Source organism: Aquiflexum lacus (genome assembly GCF_015476655.1).
Taxonomy (GTDB): Bacteria; Bacteroidota; Bacteroidia; order Cytophagales; family Cyclobacteriaceae; genus Aquiflexum; species Aquiflexum lacus.
In genome coordinates this window covers 77382-98239 of the sequence record NZ_JABFHF010000021.1, presented here as the reverse complement: position 1 = coordinate 98239, position 20858 = coordinate 77382, and the positions used below count along the sequence as shown (strand labels likewise).

The following is a 20858-nucleotide window of genomic DNA, read 5'->3' as shown; positions in this document are numbered from 1 at the left end:
TACCTATATTTCAGCTACTTAATTTTCACCTAAAACACATCCGCACAAAACAGGAGAATAGGATAATAATACAATCAGAAATGTCTATTCAATTGTCTCTGCAATCAAAACAGTGTCTATTCACGGAATGAATCAATCTTTGACATCTTCATAATCTATATAATCCCCTCCTCTTATTTCCTTTGACCTTTTTTCCTGGTACTCTTGAGGAATATGGTCAACATTGATATTACCATTCTTTGGCTTTCTCCGTTGATCATCCTCGCGCTTGAGGTCATTAGCGTGATCTACAAACTGCTTTAACTTGCTCTTCAAAAAGAATTGTAACAGCTTGGAAAAAATCCAAGATATGGCAATTGCAATCAAAAGAAATTTAAATATGAATCCCATGTTTAGAATGTGAGATGTGAGACATGAGATATGAGACTGTCCTATGGACGTCTCATGTCTCCTATCTCAAGTCTAAAATAATTTATCTACTTAAATATAAGTTTCTTTCGGAATAAATCTTCAAGAAGTAATCATCCATCAAATCTTCAAAAAAATAGATAGCCTCACCTGTTGATTTCATTTCCGGACCCAATTCTTTGTTGACATTGGGGAATTTATGGAAAGAGAAGACCGGCTCTTTGATGGCATAACCCACCTTCACCGGATTGAATTCAAAGTCAGTTACTTTTTTCTCCCCTAGCATAACCTTCGTTGCGTAATTCACATACGGCTCTTGATAGGCTTTACAGATAAAAGGAACGGTCCGCGAGGCTCTTGGGTTCGCCTCAATGACATAAACCTTGTCATTTTTAATGGCAAATTGAATATTGATCAAACCTACGGTCCTCAACGCGAGTGCGATTTTTTTGGTATAGGTTTCAATCTGCCTCATGACATAATCTCCCAAATTGTAGGGAGGTAATACGGCATATGAATCACCTGAATGAATTCCGGCAGGCTCTATATGTTGCATGATTCCGATAATGTAGACATTTTCACCATCGCAAATGGCATCTGCTTCTGCCTCAATGGCACCTTCAAGAAAGTGATCTAGAAGAATTTCATTATTGGGAATATCCCTGAGGACATTGACCACATGCTCTTCCAGTTCTTTTTCATTGATGACAATTTTCATACTTTGACCTCCCAATACATACGATGGTCTGACGAGTAGTGGAAAACCCAGTGTTTTACAAAGCTCCAAGGCTTCATCGGTATTGTGTATGGTTCCAAATTCTGGGTATGGAACCTCATTTTCTTTCAATAGGGTAGAAAAACGGCCTCTATCCTCAGCCAGATCCAAAGCCTCAAAACTAGTCCCTACGATTTTGATTCCAAATTTGTCCAATTTCTCAGCCAGCTTCAAGGCAGTCTGACCTCCCAATTGGACAATTACGCCGATTGGGTCTTCCTGAAGGATAATTTCATAAATATGTTCCCAAAATACAGGTTCGAAATATAGTTTGTCTGAGATATCAAAATCAGTAGAAACCGTTTCAGGATTGCAATTGATCATGATGGTTTCATAGCCACATTCCTTCGCGGCCAATACTCCATGCACACAGGAATAATCAAACTCAATCCCCTGTCCAACCCTATTGGGCCCTGAACCCAAGACCACTACTTTCTTTTTGTTGGAAGGTGTGGATTCATTCTCCTCTCCAAAGGTCGAATAATAATATGGCGTTTTGGCTTCAAATTCCGCTGCACAGGTATCCACAAGTTTATATACCCGTTTGATACCCATTTCTTTGTATCTCTTGTCAAAGACCTCACTTTCAAGGCAATCTAACAAATGGGCAATCTGTCTATCTGCATAGCCTTTCTTTTTGGCCATATCCATCAAATCCCTTGGAATGGTATCCAATTCAAATTTCTCGATCTCTTTCTCAATATGGATCAATTCCTCAATCTGCTTCAGGAACCATTTGTCAATTTTGGTCAAGTCTTGGATTGTCCTAAATGAAATCCCAAGCTTGAAGGCATCATAAATATGAAACAGCCTGTTCCAGCTAGGATTGGCCAAGCTATACAGAATTTCTTCCTGATTTCTCAATTCTTTTCCATCAGCACCCAATCCATTTCTTTTGATTTCAAGAGATTGACAGGCTTTTTGAAGTGCTTCCTGAAAATTCCTTCCAATGCCCATGACTTCTCCAACGGATTTCATGGACAATCCCAATTTACGGTCAGAACCTTTAAACTTATCAAAGTTCCACCTTGGAATTTTTACAATCACATAATCAAGGGCCGGCTCAAAAAATGCAGAAGTGGTTCCTGTTATGGAATTACTCAATTCATCCAAGTTATAACCAACAGCAAGTTTGGCAGCGACTTTGGCAATCGGATACCCGGTCGCTTTAGAAGCCAAAGCGGATGAACGGGAAACCCTGGGATTAATTTCTACGCCAATGATGTCTTTATTATCAGGGCTAACTGCAAACTGTACATTGCAACCGCCGGCAAAGGTCCCTATGCTGTTCATCATGGTGATTGCATAATTTCTCATGCGCTGATAAACGGTATCAGGTAAAGTCATTGCAGGCGCTACAGTGATTGAATCTCCAGTATGTACACCCATGGGGTCAAAATTTTCGATGGAACAGATGACAATCATGTTACCGATATTGTCCCGCATCACTTCCAGTTCGTATTCCTTCCAACCCATGATACTCTGCTCGATCAAGACTTCATGTACCGGAGAAGCCTGCAACCCGGCCACAAGTGCCTTTTCAAAATCCTCTGCTTTTTCGACAAAACCACCACCTGCACCACCTAAAGTGTAAGAAGCTCTGATGATCAATGGAAAGCCAATCTCTTGTGCAATTTCATTTCCTTGAAGAAAGGAAGTAGCAGTACTCCCCAAACATACCCCAACACCGATTTTCTCCATCAAAGCTTTGAATTTTTCCCTATTCTCAGCTGTATCAATCGCATCTATATCCACACCGATCATCCTGACGCCGAATTTCTTCCAGATGCCTGCTTTATCACAATCCAAAGCGAGGTTTAAGGCTGTTTGCCCACCCATGGTCGGGAGTACACAATCAATATCCGGATGTTCCTGAAGGATCTTGATGATGGATTTTTTCTCCAATGGAAGCAAATACACATTGTCAGCTGTCACTGGGTCCGTCATGATGGTGGCCGGATTAGAATTGATCAAGGTTACCTTGATGCCTTCTTCCCTGAGGGAACGGGAGGCTTGGGAACCTGCATAATCAAATTCGCAAGCTTGACCGATGACGATGGGACCTGAACCGATGATGAGAACGTGTTTGATACTACTATCCTTGGGCATTCTAAATGAGGGTTAAAAGATTTAATTACTGATGGCTAAATTGGTGCAAAAATAGGGAAATAAATTTAAGTAGCCCCGATAAGCTGTGAAAAAGGGACGGTTGAATTCCAAATTAATGATTGTGATGGTTTTTTGGTTTAAAAATCGATTAATTTAGGGACTTATTTTCAAGAGAACTCACCCCTTCCACCTAAACGCCTTATCATCTACTGCCCGCATCGTACACAAGACACCATCCAAGTGGTCAAATTCATGCTGTATCAATTCTGAAACTGATCCTTCAACTGTCCAAGATTGTTTTTCCCAATTTTCATCCAAATAGTCCAAGGTCAAAGATTGATGCCTTTTCACCTTGACCAGTAAGTTGGGAAAGCTCATGCAATCATCCCAAAGCTCAAAGAGTTCTTGGCTTGGACTTTTGATTTTTGGGTTGATGATGATGTAGGGTTTGTCTAGGTTTAGATAAAAAAGCCTTTTCATGATTCCCAATTGGGGTGCTGCGATGCCCCTGCCGAAACCATATTGGGCACGGATATCCTCCATGGCTTCATGCAGGTCCTTGACCCAAGTTTTTACGAGGGGAAGTTCTTCCTTTTGGACAGGTTCGCAGATTTCATAGAGTCTGGGATCACCCAATTTGAGAATATCATCGGTTGTTTTCATGGTTGATTAAATGACATCGGTGCTTTTAGGGAAAAAGGGCGTTACAAACGCCTCACTCAGCCTCACGAAGCTACAAGCTTCGGACAACGAGACAACGAGAAGCCTTTTTCTACTACTAACCTCGGTCTTAGTACTTGGTACATTGTTCTTTGTACTTCCTTCCTCCCTCTAAATATGCAAAGCCCTATTATCTGTCGCTGCCAAACAGGCTTCTTTGAAAGCTTCGGTGTAAGTAGGATGGGCGTGGGACATTCGGGCAATGTCTTCTGCTGAGGCTCTGAATTCCATGGCTACTACGGCTTCGGCGATCATATCGGCTGTTCTGGGACCGATCATGTGTACGCCTAGGATTTCGTCTGTTTCGGCATCTGCCAATACTTTGACCAAACCATCGGTATCCATGGATGCCCTTGCCCTGCCTGAAGCCATAAAGGGGAATTTGCCTGTTTTGTATTTAATGCCTTTATCCTTCAATTGCTCCTCAGTATAACCTACTGCTGCCACCTCAGGCCAAGTGTAAACCACTCCCGGGATTAAAAGGTAATTGATATGTGGTTTTTGACCGGAGATCACTTCCGCTACAAAAGTGCCTTCTTCCTCAGCTTTGTGGGCTAACATGGCGCCTTTGACCACATCACCGATGGCATAGATATTCGGTACGTTGGTCCTGAGGTGATCATCCACCTCTACTTGGCCTCTATCAGTGATTTTCACTCCCGCCGCTTCGGCATTCAATCCATCTGTATATGGTCTTCTTCCGATGGAAACCAACACATAATCACCTTTCAGTTCTACGGTTTCACCTTTGGAATTTTCCGCCTTTACGATAACTTCTTTACCTTTATTTTCTACCCCAACCACTTTGTGTTTCAAATAAAACTCAAAGCCAAGTTTTTTCAATGATTTCTGTAATTCCTTACCCATGGTTTTGTCCATAGATGGAATTAGGGAATCCATGTACTCCACGACGGATACCTTAGCACCCATTCGGCCATAAACAGATCCCAATTCCATTCCGATCACACCACCACCTATCACGATCATGTGTTTGGGAATTTCCTTAAGATTCAAGGCTTCCGTTGAGGTGATGATCCTCTTCTTATCGAGCTGGATAAATGGGAGTGAAGAAGGCTTAGAACCGGTGGCGATGATGATATTTTTGCCTTTGATATCTTCAGAAGAGCCATCATCCTTGGTGACCTTTACGGTATTTTTATCTACAAAGGAACCAAGACCATGGTGAACCTCAATTTTGTTTTTTTTCATTAAAAACTGAATCCCATCCACATTCTGCTTCACCACATCGTCTTTTCTGGAGATCATTTGTTTCAGATTGACTTTCAGATTGCTCAGGTCAATTCCATGTGTTTTAAAAGTATGGGCTGCATTGTGGTAATGCTCCGAGGAGTCCAACAATGCCTTGGAAGGAATACAACCCACATTGAGACATGTCCCACCAAGGGTGGCGTATTTCTCAATGATGGCAGTTTTCATACCCAATTGGGCCGCTCTGATGGCTGCAACATATCCTCCTGGTCCGGAGCCGATTACTATTAGGTCGTACATATTTTTGTCTTGATACTAATTTCTTGGTACCAAGTACAATGTACTAAGTACCAAGAAAATAAATGCTTATTTAGAATTTAAACTTAATTTGAGTTTGACAATCATGTTCTGAAGATGTTCAAGCTCTTTTTCTGTTTTTTGAAAATCCTGATCATTTACATATTCAAGCTTATTGGAAATCACTAATTGGGTATCCAGCTCAAATGAAGAACCTAAAGCAACACCAAGAAAATTATTGAAATCTTTGTCGGTATTTCTTCCCGCACCTTCTGCAATGTTTGAGGGAATTGAAACAGCCGATCTGTTCATTTGGCCGATCAGACCAAACCTTTCATCTTTCGGTAGCTTTTCAGTGATTCTGTAAACTTCAACAGCTAAGTCAATGGCCTTCTGCCAAACCTTTAATTCTTTGTATCAATGCATGGTCGTAATAGTTTAAGTGAATAAATGGAAAACTTCAATTTAACACTTACTCATACTATCTCTTAACCCACCCCCAACTTATCCGATTATTTTCAACTACCCCTCAAATAAACCCTATACTTGGTACATGGTACAACTTGTCCGCCGTGGCGGATCGTACTTTGTACAACAGATCAAACCCCAAACAACAACCTCGTCGGTTCCTCAAGAAGCTGCTTCACCCTGACAAGGAAACTGACCGACTCTCTGCCGTCAATGATCCTGTGATCGTAGGATAGGGCCAGGTACATCATGGGGAGTATCTTTACCTCACCATTTACGGCCATGGGTCTTTCTACGATGTTGTGCATACCCAAGATGGCTGATTGTGGGGCGTTGATGATCGGGGTGGACATCATGGAACCGAATATTCCTCCATTGGTGAGGGTGAAGGTTCCTCCTGTCATTTCTTCAATAGACAACTTATTGTCCCTGGCTTTGGTAGCCAACCTGACCACTTCTTTTTCGATCTGCTCAAAACTCATGGACTCGGCATTTCTGATCACCGGTACCACCAAACCTTTTGGAGCAGATACGGCAATGGAAATGTCGCAGAAGTCATTGAAGATCATTTCATTGCCATCGATCTGTGCATTGACTGAGGGCCATTCTTGCAAGGCTACGCATACTGCTTTGGTAAAGAAAGACATAAAGCCAAGATTGACACCATGCTTCTCTTTGAACTGTTCTTTGAATTTCTTTCGCATTTCCATGATGGGACCCATATTGACCTCATTGAAGGTGGTTAACATGGCCGTTTCATTCTTTACGGCTACCAGTCTTCTGGAAACGGTTCTCCTCAATGAAGACATCTTTTCCCTTTTGCTATCACGGGAACCGGCTACTTTTGGCGCAGCCGCTTCTGCTGTTGCTTTTGGCGCTTCCGCTTTTGGGGTTTTGGGAGCTTCTTTTGCTACTTTTTTGGCATTCTCGGCATCTTCTTTTGTGATCCGCCCATCTTTTCCTGTTCCCTTGATATCCTTCGGATCAATTGCTTTTTCAGCTAATATTTTTGCAGCCGCAGGGGAAGCATGGCCTGTTGCGTAGCTTTCTTTTTGAGCATCCATTTGGGAAGGGGCTGAACCTGTATCCTGCTTTTTCTCAGCGGTTTCGTGAGTTCCTCCTTCAGTTACTTCGATTTTACAGATCAGGCCACCGATTTCCAAGGTATCTCCTTCTTGCGCCACATGTTTCAAAATACCGGTCGCTTCAGCAGGCAATTCAAAAGTTGCTTTATCAGAATCCACTTCTGCGATGATTTCATCCAATTCAACGTAATCCCCATCAGCTTTCAGCCAATTGGCCAAGGTAACTTCTGTGATAGATTCTCCAACTGTGGGCACAATCATTTCCTTAACTTCTCCGGTTTTGCCTGAGGACTTAGAGGCTTCTTTAGAAGCTACTTTTTCTTCTTTTGCGACTGATGCTTTGGCGTCCGTTTCAATTTGACAGATCACAGCACCTATCTCCAAGGTATCACCTTCTTCGGCTTTGATTCTTAACACACCGGCAGCTTCGGCAGCAAGTTCAAAAGTGGCTTTGTCAGATTCCAACTCGCAGATGACTTCATCCATTTCCACGTAGTCACCGTCTTTTTTAAACCATTGTCCTATCGTCACTTCCGATATGGATTCCCCCACTGTTGGGACTTTAATTTCTAGGCTCATTGTTTTTTCTTTTTTACCCCCAAACCCGATGCTTCGAATCCAAGGTTAATTTTTCTGAATAGATTGAAATTAAACCTGATTCCGCATTGGTCTGAATGATTAATCAATCCAATACGGAATAGGGGTTATTTTGAAATTTTTAATGCTTTTTCGATAATAGCGGCTTGTTCCTGCACGTGTACTTTATGATATCCTGTGGCTGGTGAGGCAGATGTTTTCCTCGCTATCAATTCCATTGGAAGATCTTTGTACAACAATCTCAGGATAAAGTTCCAATAGCCCATGTTTTCAGGCTCTTCCTGAACCCAAACAATTTCGGCATTTTTGTAGGCTTTCAGTTCCTCCAAAATTTGTTTTTTTGGAAGTGGATGCAATTGTTCAATTCTGATAATGGCTACATCAGTTACCTTTTCTTTCTCTCTCGCCTCTTCTAGGTCGTAATAGATTTTACCTGAACAAAGGACTACCCTTTTGACGTCTTTGGCTTTGACATTGGTGTCCCCGATGATTTCTCTAAATCGGCCATTTGTAAATTCCTCTACAGGAGAAACTACTTTTGGATGTCTCAACAGTGATTTGGGGGACATCACGATACAAGGTTTCCTAAATTCCCATGCCAACTGTCTTCTCATCATGTGGAAGAAATTCGAAGGCTCTGTGATATTGGCAACAACCATGTTGTATTCAGCAGAAAGCTGTAAAAATCTTTCCGGCCTTGCATTGGAATGTTCAGGACCTTGTCCTTCATATCCATGCGGCAGCAACATCACCAATCCATTCATTTTGCCCCATTTGGATTCCCCCGAGGAAATAAACTGATCGATCATGGTTTGGGCACCATTGGCAAAATCACCAAACTGTGCTTCCCAAATCACCAAAGAATGTGGGTTGGCCATGTTATAACCATATTCAAAACCCAATACCGCATATTCTGACAACAGGGAATTGTAAATATGGAACTGTCCTTTGCTTTCTTTTAATTCTTTCAGGAAATTATAAGGCTTGTTGCTGTTGGCATCATGGACCACGGCGTGTCTATGGGAAAATGTCCCGCGTTGACAATCCTGACCGGTAAGTCTGACCGTTTTGCCTTCCAATAATAAGGTCCCGTATGCCAATAATTCGGCAGCCGCCCAATTGAGCGACCTTGAATTGAAATACATGTCCTTTCTTTGTTTCAACTGAACCTCAATCTGCTTGATTGGCTTGAATCCTTTGGGTACTGAAGTCAATGCCTCAGCAACTTTATTGATCATTTCCTCTGATACTCCAGTTTCAGGAGATTGATCAAAATCCTCCGGATTGGACCTTCTCATCTCAAGCCAGGCTTGTTCAAATTTGGTAAACTGATACGGCAGGGGTTTTTCTTTGACCATATTCAATCTATCCTGCAAAAGCTGACGAAACTCCTTGTCCATCTGCTGCGCAATTTCAGCATCTATATCCCCCCTCTCGGTCAATTTTTTGACATAGATTTCTCTGGGATTGGGGTGTTTTGAAATGATGTTATAAAGCTCGGGCTGGGTAAATTTAGGTTCATCAGATTCGTTATGGCCATGTCTCCTGTAGCAGACCATGTCCACAAAAATATCCTTGTCAAATTTCTGACGGAATTCCGCGGCTAGTCTTGCAGCAAAAACAACCGATTCTGCATTATCTCCATTGACATGGATGACAGGTGCATCTATCATTTTGGCTACGTCAGTACAATAAATGGATGACCTTGCATCATCAAAGTCAGTGGTGAAACCTACTTGATTATTGATGACAAAATGAATGGTTCCCCCTGTATTGTATCCTTTCAAACCGGCCATTTGGGTCACTTCATAGACAATCCCCTGACCTGCGACTGCGGCGTCACCGTGGATTAATATCGGCAGGGCTTTTTTGGAATCCCCTTTATGTTGTGAATCAATTTTAGCTCGGATAAACCCTTCCACCACAGGATTGACCGCTTCCAAATGGGATGGATTTGGAGCCAATTTCATATTTACCTTTTTGCCTTCAGGAGTGATGATATCACTGGAATACCCCATGTGGTACTTGACGTCTCCATCACCCATGGTCAGGTCAGGCTTGGCTGTACCTTCAAACTCAGAAAAAATCTGCTCATAGGTTTTTCCCATGACGTTGGCGAGGACATTTAACCTACCCCTGTGCGCCATTCCGATCATGACTTCCTCTACCCCAAGGGAAACGGAAGTATTGATAACAGCATCCAAAAACGGGATAGTACTTTCTCCCCCTTCCAAAGAAAACCTTTTTTGTCCAATATATTTGGTATGTAAAAAGTTTTCAAAAACCACTGCCTGATTCAGCTTCGACAGAATCCTTTTCTTTTCTTCCACAGCAGGGTTGAACGCCAAAGCCTCCTTTTCAATTTTGGTTTTTAGCCAATCCAACATTTCAGGTTCCCTGATGTAGAGGTATTCAAATCCTATTGAACCTTCATAGATTATTTTGAGGGATTCTACAATTTTGGATAATTTGGCTGTACCTATGCCTATTTCTTTACCTGCCTGAAATTCTGTGTTCAGGTCATTTTGATCCAAACCAAAATCCTCGAGGTCTATCAGGGCTTTTCTATCCCTTCTTTCCCTTACGGGATTTGTTTTTGATCTCAAGTGTGCCCTTGACCTGTAGGCATGGATCAGTGCCCTGACTTTGATTTCTTTGGGCAATTGCTCCATATCCATGATAGTACCGCGCGTTGCCAAGGCACCGTTCGCAGGTTCTGATTGTGGAGAACTGTTTCCATTGGAGGGCTTTGACGGCGACGATTCATCGACATCCCCAAATTTGGTGATGGCAAAATCAAAGCCATCAAAAAAAGTTTTCCAACTGGGATCTATGCTTTCAGGGTCGTTTTTGTAGTCATCATATAGCTCGTCGATATAAGCTACATGGGCATTGGAGATATAGGAAAATTTATCCATTGTTGAGTTTTTGCTAACTCCTACAAATATATCTTATTCAGAGTTGATATAAAAACTGTATACCCGTTTATACGGGTTTTTAGATTCTGGATAAAGAAAAAATGAATATTGGGACTTTCGGTGAGGCTGAGATTTTAATTCTTAGTCCCGATAGCTACCTTAGATTTAAGAATTTGGAAAGGGAGAACTTATTTTTTATGATAGGAGAGGGAAGATGATTCTAACATTGAGAAATGTCTCTAAAGCAGGAATGGATTATGAAGTGAGATGGTAAGAAAAGAGCAAAAAAAAGCAGTGCCCTAAAGGACACTGCTTTCCAATTAATATTCTACAAGGAGATTATTTTTTAACCAAAACGGTCTCTCCGTCAATATTATTTCCATTGTCTCTCCAATAGATGACAAGTGTACCAGTAGTTGGATCCCAGGTTCCGGTTTGACCATTAGGGTCAACCAGACCAAACTGAGTAGTTCCAGCTCTTAGCCAAGATATCACATTACAAGCATCATTGTAAATACCTGATTGAGTAGCGTTGAATCCAAAACCTGCATACAAACCTGCTGACACATCAGAAACTTCCCACTGAGTAGCCTGACCTGATACAGGTGTCACTCTAACTTCAGCAGTTCTAACACCAAATCTTGAGGTACTAGTTGCATCCCACAAATCAGTGGCAGTAGAAATATTAGAAGGACAAACTACATTCACATTGTATAGGAAAGGTGAATCATAGAAAATTCCGCCGGAAACATCGGCACTTCTATTATTGGAATCGAAAACCCTTCCATTGATATCTGTAAGGATTAATCTGAATTCAAAAGTATCTCCGCCTTCAATCTGTGCAGGTGTCAATCCAACTGCCTCAATTGCATCCAAAGCATTGATCTCAAAGGACGCTCTTGTATAAAGTGTGCTTGGATGGTTTGGATTTTCAGTTGCTTTCTGAAATTCAGAACCATTCAAGGTCCTGATCAATACATCATTCACTTGAGAACCTGTACCTGCAGGCACATATTCCAGTCCGACACCAGGAATTAATCTTCTGTGTCTAACTCTAATTTGAACATTATCTACAGTGGTTCCACCTTCTGCATCCACCGCTTCTAAGGTAAGGGCGAATTTAGAATTCGCCAATTCGAAGAAGTTGAAATTGGTGCTCGTATTCGGGGCAGACCTGATTGTTCTCAAATAGGCCCCTGTATTAAACGTTGCATAGGGTACATTTGGCTCGATGAAATCCACACAAGAGGTGGCAAACATCATAAAGGCCAATAATACTCCAAAACTATATTTTATCATTTTCATATTTTTTGTGATTTAGAGATTAATATACCCAATCGTTACCTTCAGGATTGGTATCCCAGAATACACGCAATCTTTGAGATGCTTTCTGAACTGCATTGGTATTGGTCACCAAGTGATTGTTCGGATAGAACAAAGACCTAGGGAAATCACCAAAATTAGCCAACAAACCAGGCTGCATGCCATCAGGCTGACCCGTCCTTCTGTAAAGGTTATACGACTCGTTTCCGTTTCCGAACAAAGCCAACCAATACTCTCTACCTATGAAATACATTTTCCTAGCTTCAGAAGCTGCTTCAAATTCATCTGCAACGTAATCCAAGTAAGCATCTCTATCAGCATTGAAATCAGCATCAGCTTGGAAATCTTTGATCGCGGATTCTTCTGAAGTGGATACTGAAAATGCCCTTACATAATTGATGGATTTTTGAATACCGCTCCTCAACAGCGCGGCAGGATCTCCACTGACACCGGGAAGTGTCTGCGCTGCTTCAGCCAACATAAAGTCAACATAAGAAGGCAACATGATCGGGTGAATTCCAGCACCACCCGCACCTGCATTAGGATTGACGGCTGCAGCTGCATTATTATCAAATCTACCACCTGCAGGATAAACTCCCCACGCAGTTCTTTCTAAGTTATCCGGCGGAATACCTTCAGCATTCAAGTGATCTCTTCCCCAATAGCCTCTCGTACCCGGTAAGCAAAATGGAAAACCCCCTGCCAAGTAATGTCCCGGAGCAATTTCACCCAAGCATCTCAACTTATCAGGATCTGTAGGGTTCACAATTTGCTGTCTGTAGAAATAGAACCTAGCTCTTGGATCTACCAATGCAGCTCCTCCTTCTACTTTTTCTTCTGTCATGTGCCACATATACCAAGTAGACTGGTAATCACCACCACCACCTGGGGTATATTGACCTGCAAATCTTGGATGACGGGAATCAGGGTCAGTCAGGTTAGTACCGTATTTGAACACAAATTCCTGTCCCGGCTGAATAAAATTATTCTCAGCAATCAAGGCGTTGATAGCAGAAGTTGCACCAGCAGCATCAACTAACTTTCTGTTCAATTGCAACTTCAGAATCATGGAATTGGTCAATTTCACCCAATTGGCCCAAGTACCACCATAAAACAGATCTTGGGCAGCACCTGCTGAGGTTGGGGCAGCAAAGTTTTCTTTTGCTAGTGTCAATGCCTCCAAAGCGGCCGCATAGACTGCAGAAGCTTGGTCATAATTTGGATTGAAATTATTTGGATCCAAAGCCTCAGACCAAGGAACATCATTGAAATAATCCACCATGGTCATCAAGACATAAGCCTTGATTACTCTGGCTATACCTAAATGCCTTTTGAAATCAGCCTCTTCAGCCAAAGGCTCCAGAAACTTAATATCATTCAAGATATTGGCATAAGCTGTAGTCCAGGTTCCGTTGAAGTTAACAGGGACATAAGCCTGCTCATAAAGGTTAGAACCTTGATTCAACATTCTTGTCAAACGCATACCCCTGTCTTGGGTGCCATTATAGAATCCTGTAAAATCAAGCTGAATTCTATTCAATACCAAGTTCAAACTTGCAGTATCTGCTGTTACAGCGTTTGGATCATTTTGCAAATCCAGGTCGCATGCACTTACCACCAATAAACTAAGGGCGATAAATAAACTATATATTCTTCTTTTCATTGTATTTTCTTTTTGGGGATTAGAAAGTAAGTGTTACAGTTCCACCCAATCTTCTTGAACTTGGACCGGTCACGAAGTCAAATCCCAATCCGTTACCTACACCTGTACCCAATACATCTGGATCAAAGTTCATGTTAGGAGGGAAGTTCAATGCTCTAAACCAAAGGTTGGTACCACTCAATGCTACTGAAGCCCTTTTGAAAGGAGTCTTAGAAATGATTGAAGCAGGTATGTCATAACCTAAAGAAAGCTCTCTCAACCTTACTGCCGAACCATCAAATACGTTGGACTCATCTGCACCTGTATGATATTGGTTGAAGAAGTAGTTAGCAGCCGTTACCTGAATGTCATTAGGCGTACCATCCTGCTTCACTCCCGGAAGGATGAAAGTAAGCTCTCTGTCTACCACCGGATCTTTGGTCACACCTCTTGCCAATGTTGCAGTTACAGTATTGGAGAAGATCACTCCTCTATGTCTGTATTCCATCATGACATTCAAGAACAAACCTTTATATCTGAATGTATTGATCCAAGAACCTGTCCAAGCCGGATTGGGATCACCCAATTCAACCAATTCTGAAGCAGTCTGGTAATCACCGTTTGGTAATACAATTGGCTGACCTGTCTGTTCATCTCTTGCAAAACCCTGCCCTTTAATAAGGTTGAATGGCTTGCCTGGAATAGCGAAATTACCCAAATTGGTAAAACCTGCTACAACAATCTCTTCCAAACCTTCACCCAATTCCATGGTCACAGATCTGTAAAGCGTAAAGTTTACGATAGATTCCCAAGTAAATCCGGAAGCAGTGCTGACCGGAGTCGCAGTAGCCTGAAATTCAATACCTCTGTTTCTGATTTTACCAATATTGATCAACGACGAGGTAAAACCTGTTGCCGGGTCAAGCGGAGATCTTGTGATCAAATCATTTGTATTCTTCTGGTAAAGAGAGAGATCAAACCTCAATTTGTTATTGAACATGGTCGCTTCCACACCAAACTCCACTTCTTCGTGAAGTTCCGGCTTCAAGTTTGGATTACCCAAACTGGTGCTCAAAGACTGAGTCTGGAACAACGTTCCATCTAAGCTCTGAAATCCCCTTGCATTTTGATTCAATATGTTTCTGGTACTGTAAGGACTAGGGAAACCTGCCGAAGTACCATAACCTAATCTCAATTTCAAGTCATTGACAGTGGATGAGTTCCAATTGAAAGCCTCAGATGGCAAGAAGGATACGGAAGCTCCTGGATAAAGGATTCTTCTGTTTTCCGGTTCTACTGTAGAGGTCCAATCATTTCTTGCAGAAATATTCAAGAATAAATAGTTGTCGTAGTCCAACGTAACGTTGGCATAGATACCCATCCTTCTTTCAAATTGCTGATATTGCATGTTAGCACCATTCAAAGGATCTCGTGAGGATGCCTGCAGGAAGTTGGAATGTCTGAAAAGATCAAAAGCCAACTGTCCGGTAGAAACCAAACCGTCTTGCGTATAAGCATCATATCGGGAGTTACCACCCAATAGGGCCGAGAAGCCCAATTTTTCAGAAAGTGTCTTGTTGAAATTAACAATCAAGTCCTGATTCCAAATGGTATTGGTGATTGATTGGCTTTTGTAATACCCTGTATTGATCAAGGTACTTACACCTCCGCCACCACCTTTATTATATTTACTCTCTCTGGTTTCAGTATAAGTATCTAAACCTAGTCTGTAGGTCACAGAGAAATTGTCATTGAAATCATAGTTCAATGAAGTCGAATTAAAGAAACGGCTAACTTTGGAAGAGTTGATATAATTCTTTGTCAACCATCTCGGATTTACCTGGTCGTTACCAGTTCTATGCGCTACATTGGATCCATCAACTGGATTCTCGAAAGGAAAATTTGCTGAATCAATAGATCTTGGTAAGTATAAGGTGTTGGCAAATGCTGATGGAATCCCACCTGATGGTCCTGAACCGAAAGCAGCATTTATCGGCGGAGAAACCAAATCAGTAATTGCAAAAGTAAAGGAAGAATTCACTGAAAACTTATCCGTTACAGCAGTATTGATACCCAAACCGAAGTTGTATTTTTTCAGGTTGTTACCCGGAATAAAACCTTCATCATCTGTGTAACCGAAGGATGCAGAATAACCTGTTCTGTCAGAAGAACCTGCAACCTGAACTGATGTATTGGAAACCAAACCCGTTTTGAAGAAAAATGAGGAAACATCCTCATAGGCCTTATAGTCATACCTGATGGGTGTACTAGAAGGCGTTCCATCCGGATTCTGTACAAAGAACTCAGGGAATGCATTTCTGATACTCGCTAAGTTAGAAGAGGCAATCGGGTGGGCTGTTTGCAATCCAATGTCCAATCTCGGACCGAAGTTAGAGAAGAACAAACCCGGCTGCTGCTGGAAACCATTTCCATAAAGCTGCGAAAATGTAGGAAGCGAGGCCGCAGAGTTAGAGAATAGTGATTGGTTGACAGTAACTTCAGCCGATTTTCTCTTGTTTGCACCTGACTTGGTAGTGATCAAAATCACACCGTTTCTACCTTGGTCACCATATAATACGGTAGCAGAAAGACCTTTCAACACAGAAACGTTTTCGATGTTGTTAGGGTCAATATCCAAGAAACGACTGGAAGTAGCTGCACCACCTGTGGTAAATCCATTGGTAGCGTTAGTTCCTGAACTGAAAGGAACACCATCCACTACGAAAAGCGGCTGATTGGAACCTGTCGCTGAGGAATAACCTCTAATAATGATGTTGGTACCTGAACCGGATAAACCGTTAGTAGCAGTGATGTTTACACCGGCTACTTTTCCCTGAAGTACCCTTGATACGTCAGCTTCAGGTCTGTTTTGGATCAATTCTTCTCCAACAGTGGAAACTGCGTAGCCCAAGGCCTTCTTTTCTCTCTCTATACCAAGAGATGTTACCACAACTTCTGATAGTTGGGAAGCATCAATAGTAAGAGTCACATTGATTACAGATCTATTGCCTATAGATTCTTCCATGGTTTTCAAACCAACGAAAGAATAGATGAGGACATTAGAACCTGCCGGTACGCTGATAGAATAATTACCATCCAAATCGGTGGTAGTACCTACAGTTGTACCCTTCACGAGGACAGTTGCGCCCGGTAGGCCCTGACTGTCTTCTTCGGAAATTACCTTTCCGGTAATTACCCGTTGTTGCGCCGACACTTCATAACTGAGTGTCATGGTGAAAAGCGCAATAACAAAGAGTAAAGCTTTTCTCATAAGGTATTTTAGTTTAGTTGATGCGTAAAGAAAAATTAATTATCCCACATTTCAAAATTAAGTATTCAATCAAAATTCTATATATTTAACAAAATTTAACATGTATAAAATATAATTTAATGAATGTAAAAACTATTATATTTATTTTTAATATTGTTTTTATACAATTTATGCAGAAATTTAGAGAAAAATAGGTTTATAAGGCAATGAAAGGCAAATGGAAGTGATTATTTGGAAATAAATCCCAATAGTCATTTTCGGTTTTCGAAAAAGGCCATATCAGCTCTTAGCGTAAAATTTTATTCTGTTTTGAATAAAAATAAAAAAATGTCCATTTTTCAGTAGATCAAATACTTTTTTACCTATTTCACATTTATTTGATTTTTTTTTACGATTTCAGAATTATTCTGATTGAATTATTATGTTTTTCATAATAAATCTAAGAAGTACTTAAAAAGATGTATTTCAACTTCGTTGATAATGGTAAAATTTTTCATAAAATCAGTTTTGAGTATGTAAAATATCCATTTTTGTATTTTTTTTTGAGTAACCTCCTTTTTAGGGTTTCTTTTTTCGCACAATTGGTCAAGAAATTTTCTTTGGTTCTAAAAAATGGTTCTTGAATTCCATTTGATTTAAAAAATCGATTGACTCAATATATATTTTGCAACAAAATTATATTCTGAATATGGATTTTGTCAAAGATTTAACCTTTCTCTGTGATCTTTAGGATTGGCATCACCTATCGTACTTTCTCCGAGCCTTCAAAATCTATATTTTACCAAAAAACGTATAAATACGGTCCGGTCATGAAAAAAACCATTCTCTCAACAAGTCCTTGTTGCCTATTCCATGTTGGAAAGAACCCTTAGTCGCATGTATACAAAAAACCGGGACTCATCACGCAAGTGAAAAAATCCCGGCAGGTAAACTATTCTGACTTTTTAAGTTAGAATGCAAATCTAATGGACAGGGCTACTTCATCGCCCCAAAAACCTCCTCTTTCTCCAAAATTGATGGCAGGCTTCCAATCTAGGGACAAATTGATAGGAGCATCCGTAAACTTGTAATCCAAGCCTATAATACCATCAAGACCGATGATGGTATAACTTGTGTTCCTGTCGCCCCATGGTGTATTGTGATTTCCGGCATTCCATGAACCAATATGTGCACCACCCCCATAAAACCACTGAAGTCCTTTGACTTCTGAAATGTCATTATGGACTTCATAAAGCGCGGTAACCAGAAAACCTTTCCACCTCGTGTAAAGGAGACCTTCGATAGCGGCATTTTCCTGGATAAAATGTTTCACAGTAAGCCCATTGCCCGAACCAGCCCTCAAACCAATGGCGGTATTGTATTGGGCCATGGTTTCATTGGCAAAAGCCATTGAAATCACGAAAACGAATAATACGACAACTTTTTTCATCATGCTTTCTCTAAATGGATTAAAACTTTTCAAATTATGGAACAAAGAAAATCAATTCACCGATTATTTCACAAAATTCAAACGAAATGGTGTATTTGATCAGGTGTAACGCAAATATCAAGCCCAATATCATGCAAATCCGCCGGAATTTGGCTTTCAGGAGGAAAAAAGCTCAAACCTACCTTTATTACACTACTTTCCAAGGTCGCCAAAAATTTATCATAATACCCCTTACCATAACCCAACCTGTTGCCTTTTTCATCATAGGCCAACAATGGGATTAATACCAATTGGATAGGCTTAGGCTCTGTGTGCTTAGCGCCTACGGGCTTGGGGATACCCCAAGAACTGACCTCAAATCCAGTTGTATCCCCTAAATGTAAGGTGTCCAATGCATCTTTATGCCCATTGACCTCAGAGGTATATAAACTGTAGCCTAATTTCTTGAGCTCGTAAAAAAGCGGGAAAGTATCAATTTCATTGAAACGCTTGATTGAAAAAAAAATATGGATATGCCTGACCTTGGGTTGTTGAATTAAAAATTCGAGAAAAGAAGTGGTTATTTTTTCTGAAAGAATTGTCACCTCCTCCTGAGACAACTTTTTCCTCAGGGACTTATAAGTAATTCTCAATTCCTCTTTATCCATTTTCAGGCCTAATTATCATGTAATCAAAATCAAAAGGATCAAAAAGTTCATAGAGTTCTGATACAAACGATTCATTCTCCAGATAAAACCTCATAAAGTTCTCAACCCTTTCCTGAGGAATTCCTCCCGGAAACAGATGACCCTGAAGGTCTTCTCTCCTTTTTATCTGCACATTGAGACGCTTTTCCTCTGCCTTTCGGATTTTCTTTGACAGTTGATCCAATATTTTCAAGGACCTGACTTTGGCAGCCTCAAAGGCACTGCCCAAACTTTTTTCGAGTTCTGATGCCTTTTCCCCGGTAGATTCAAAAATTCCTGCCATCGCGGCTTTCTCATTTTCAAGTCTCACTTCCATCAAAGCATGGCTATCTACAAACTCCCGCTTCCAATCCAACACTGACTGAAATAATGCTGCATCCTCCAATTCCAACTGACTGATCTTGCGTATGGCCAATTTATCCAAGACCACTGCAAAGTTCCTGGGCATCACTGCGGGAAACTGCACTCCAAAATGATCAAATACAGTTTTCAACTGAAACCAATAAGCCACCTCAGCAGGACCGCCCAAATAAGCCAAGTTGGGCAATATCATTTCCTGATACAAAGGCCTCAGCACCACATTAGGACTGAACCTTTCAGGGTGTTGATTTAACTCTTCCAATATCTCTGATTCAGTAAAAGAAATATCCGTATTCAACACCTTATATATACTGTCGATTTTTTCAACCCTTTCCCTGACTCCTGCGATCATGTAAAAAAAGTTGATCTCTCTGGGGAATATTTGACTCTTGTACCCCAAATCTTCCAGTTTTTTAGTTTGCTGCTCCGCCAATTGATTGGGCGAATGAACCAATAAGTCTTCCTTGATCACGGGAATAAATATCTTTTTGAACGCAGCAGAATTTCCGTCTACCACCAAAAGCCCCTTTTCACCAAATAGCTGATGCACATATTTCCTTCCTGCTTCAGACAATGTTTTTGAGCCTAGGTAAGCCTCTTTGAATAGTTCGGGAACAAATGAGGATACCTCTTTGAAAAACTCCCTGAAAGATTGATCCAATTTAAAATCCCCAACTGCACCTGTTTGCTGAGATTGCCATTGGTACTTTTTGCCGTTGAGTTTGAAGTAATTGATTTCTTCAAAATCATGGTCCTCCGTGGCCATCCAATAGATTGGCACAAAATGATATTCAGGATAGGATTCTTTCAGCTTGTTGGCCAGATTGATGGTGGATACAATCTTATAAATAAAATATAATGGCCCTGTAAATAAATTCAGTTGGTGTCCTGTGGTCACCGTAAAGGTTTTCTCTTCAGCCAAAGACCGAATTTGCGACTTGGTTTTTTCGGAAGTCTCAATTCCTGCATACTGTTTTTCCAATTCACTGACCAAAATATTTCTTCTGTCTGCATCAAAATCTTTGCCCTCCAAAAGCTTTTTGAAATTGACTGCTGAAGGATATTGATTGTAGAAAGATACTATCTGGGGTTTTTGGCGGATATAATCTAAAAATAAAGGTGAAAACTGTCCGGTACACTCAGGGTCAACGGTGGCTTTGATCATGGAATTGAGGGTTCAACGTTCTTTGTAAGGGTATAAATGAAGTAAACTTTCCAACAAATGATAAAGTTCGCATATTTTTTCTAATTACAAGAATGGTAAGTTTCCCGTTTATTTTTTTCAAAAATTATATAAGAGATTTGGGGAGGAGGGTTGTAGGTTTGAGGGGTGAAGGATAAATTTTAGATTTTAGATTTAAGATTTAAGAATTGAGACCGAGTGGATTGAAGGGATGTAGAAAGGATGAGGGATGAAGGAGATGCGTCATTGCGAGGAGCACTTGGAATACTTTGATATTTTGAACAGCCCTTCGTGCGACGTGGCAATCTCTTTAGGGAGGAAGGTGGGAGTGTAGAAGGTACTAAGTACCAAGAACCAAGTATGGGGTTAGTGTTGGAA

13 protein-coding genes are annotated in these 20858 nt (G+C 41.0%); all 13 read right to left on the bottom strand.

All coding sequences use genetic code 11. From position 1 onward, the window contains the following. Positions 1 to 132 precede the first annotated feature (132 nt). A complete protein-coding gene (locus HMJ38_RS17710; protein WP_194975758.1) occupies positions 133 to 390 on the bottom strand; it encodes a DUF4834 domain-containing protein in 258 nt (85 codons plus the stop codon). A gap of 82 nt (positions 391 to 472) precedes the next feature. Then, a complete protein-coding gene (gene carB, locus HMJ38_RS17705; protein WP_194975757.1) occupies positions 473 to 3292 on the bottom strand; it encodes a carbamoyl-phosphate synthase large subunit in 2820 nt (939 codons plus the stop codon). 177 nt (positions 3293 to 3469) lie between these two features. Next, positions 3470 to 3955: a peptide deformylase gene (locus tag HMJ38_RS17700; RefSeq protein ID WP_194975756.1), complete on the bottom strand. Its 486-nt coding sequence runs from the start codon at positions 3953 to 3955 to the stop codon at positions 3470 to 3472. A 168-nt stretch (positions 3956 to 4123) separates the two neighbouring features. After that, entirely contained in the window at positions 4124 to 5521 is a 1398-nt protein-coding gene (gene lpdA / locus HMJ38_RS17695; protein WP_194975755.1) for a dihydrolipoyl dehydrogenase, read from the bottom strand. Between the two features lie 66 nt (positions 5522 to 5587). Next, entirely contained in the window at positions 5588 to 5878 is a 291-nt protein-coding gene (locus HMJ38_RS17690) for a four helix bundle protein (protein WP_394355073.1), read from the bottom strand. 239 nt (positions 5879 to 6117) lie between these two features. Beyond that, complete coding sequence (gene odhB, locus HMJ38_RS17685; protein ID WP_194975754.1) at positions 6118 to 7650, bottom strand: 2-oxoglutarate dehydrogenase complex dihydrolipoyllysine-residue succinyltransferase; 1533 nt, start codon at positions 7648 to 7650, stop codon at positions 6118 to 6120. A 125-nt stretch (positions 7651 to 7775) separates the two neighbouring features. Beyond that, positions 7776 to 10586 (bottom strand): 2-oxoglutarate dehydrogenase E1 component, encoded by a 2811-nt coding sequence (locus HMJ38_RS17680; RefSeq protein WP_194975753.1) that lies wholly within the window; start codon positions 10584 to 10586, stop codon positions 7776 to 7778. 339 nt (positions 10587 to 10925) lie between these two features. Beyond that, positions 10926 to 11891, bottom strand: a complete 966-nt coding sequence (locus HMJ38_RS17675; protein ID WP_194975752.1) for a hypothetical protein — start codon at positions 11889 to 11891, stop codon at positions 10926 to 10928. A gap of 19 nt (positions 11892 to 11910) precedes the next feature. Continuing rightward, a complete protein-coding gene (locus HMJ38_RS17670) occupies positions 11911 to 13572 on the bottom strand; it encodes a SusD/RagB family nutrient-binding outer membrane lipoprotein (protein WP_194975751.1) in 1662 nt (553 codons plus the stop codon). Positions 13573 to 13591: 19 nt separating this feature from the next. After that, positions 13592 to 16822: a SusC/RagA family TonB-linked outer membrane protein gene (locus HMJ38_RS17665; protein ID WP_194975750.1), complete on the bottom strand. Its 3231-nt coding sequence runs from the start codon at positions 16820 to 16822 to the stop codon at positions 13592 to 13594. Between the two features lie 949 nt (positions 16823 to 17771). Beyond that, on the bottom strand, positions 17772 to 18251 hold the full coding sequence (locus tag HMJ38_RS17660; RefSeq protein ID WP_194975765.1) for a hypothetical protein: 480 nt from the start codon (positions 18249 to 18251) through the stop codon (positions 17772 to 17774). Between the two features lie 77 nt (positions 18252 to 18328). Further along, the gene (locus tag HMJ38_RS17655; protein ID WP_194975749.1) at positions 18329 to 18898 is read right to left on the bottom strand and encodes a 5-formyltetrahydrofolate cyclo-ligase; all 570 of its coding nucleotides are present in this window, start codon (positions 18896 to 18898) and stop codon (positions 18329 to 18331) included. Continuing rightward, the gene (bshC, locus tag HMJ38_RS17650) at positions 18891 to 20462 is read right to left on the bottom strand and encodes a bacillithiol biosynthesis cysteine-adding enzyme BshC (RefSeq protein ID WP_194975748.1); all 1572 of its coding nucleotides are present in this window, start codon (positions 20460 to 20462) and stop codon (positions 18891 to 18893) included. The genes HMJ38_RS17655 and bshC overlap by 8 nt, the downstream gene beginning before the upstream one ends. Positions 20463 to 20858: the final 396 nt, after the last annotated feature.

Coding starts and splice junctions, on each gene's coding strand:
- HMJ38_RS17670 (WP_194975751.1), bottom strand. CDS start 13,572: ATGAAAAGAAGAATATATAGTTTATTTATCGCCCTTAGTTTATTGGTG.
- carB (WP_194975757.1), bottom strand. CDS start 3,292: ATGCCCAAGGATAGTAGTATCAAACACGTTCTCATCATCGGTTCAGGT.
- HMJ38_RS17700 (WP_194975756.1), bottom strand. CDS start 3,955: ATGAAAACAACCGATGATATTCTCAAATTGGGTGATCCCAGACTCTAT.
- HMJ38_RS17655 (WP_194975749.1), bottom strand. CDS start 18,898: ATGGATAAAGAGGAATTGAGAATTACTTATAAGTCCCTGAGGAAAAAG.
- HMJ38_RS17660 (WP_194975765.1), bottom strand. CDS start 18,251: ATGAAAAAAGTTGTCGTATTATTCGTTTTCGTGATTTCAATGGCTTTT.
- odhB (WP_194975754.1), bottom strand. CDS start 7,650: ATGAGCCTAGAAATTAAAGTCCCAACAGTGGGGGAATCCATATCGGAA.
- HMJ38_RS17665 (WP_194975750.1), bottom strand. CDS start 16,822: ATGAGAAAAGCTTTACTCTTTGTTATTGCGCTTTTCACCATGACACTC.
- HMJ38_RS17675 (WP_194975752.1), bottom strand. CDS start 11,891: ATGAAAATGATAAAATATAGTTTTGGAGTATTATTGGCCTTTATGATG.
- HMJ38_RS17680 (WP_194975753.1), bottom strand. CDS start 10,586: ATGGATAAATTTTCCTATATCTCCAATGCCCATGTAGCTTATATCGAC.
- lpdA (WP_194975755.1), bottom strand. CDS start 5,521: ATGTACGACCTAATAGTAATCGGCTCCGGACCAGGAGGATATGTTGCA.
- HMJ38_RS17710 (WP_194975758.1), bottom strand. CDS start 390: ATGGGATTCATATTTAAATTTCTTTTGATTGCAATTGCCATATCTTGG.
- bshC (WP_194975748.1), bottom strand. CDS start 20,462: ATGATCAAAGCCACCGTTGACCCTGAGTGTACCGGACAGTTTTCACCT.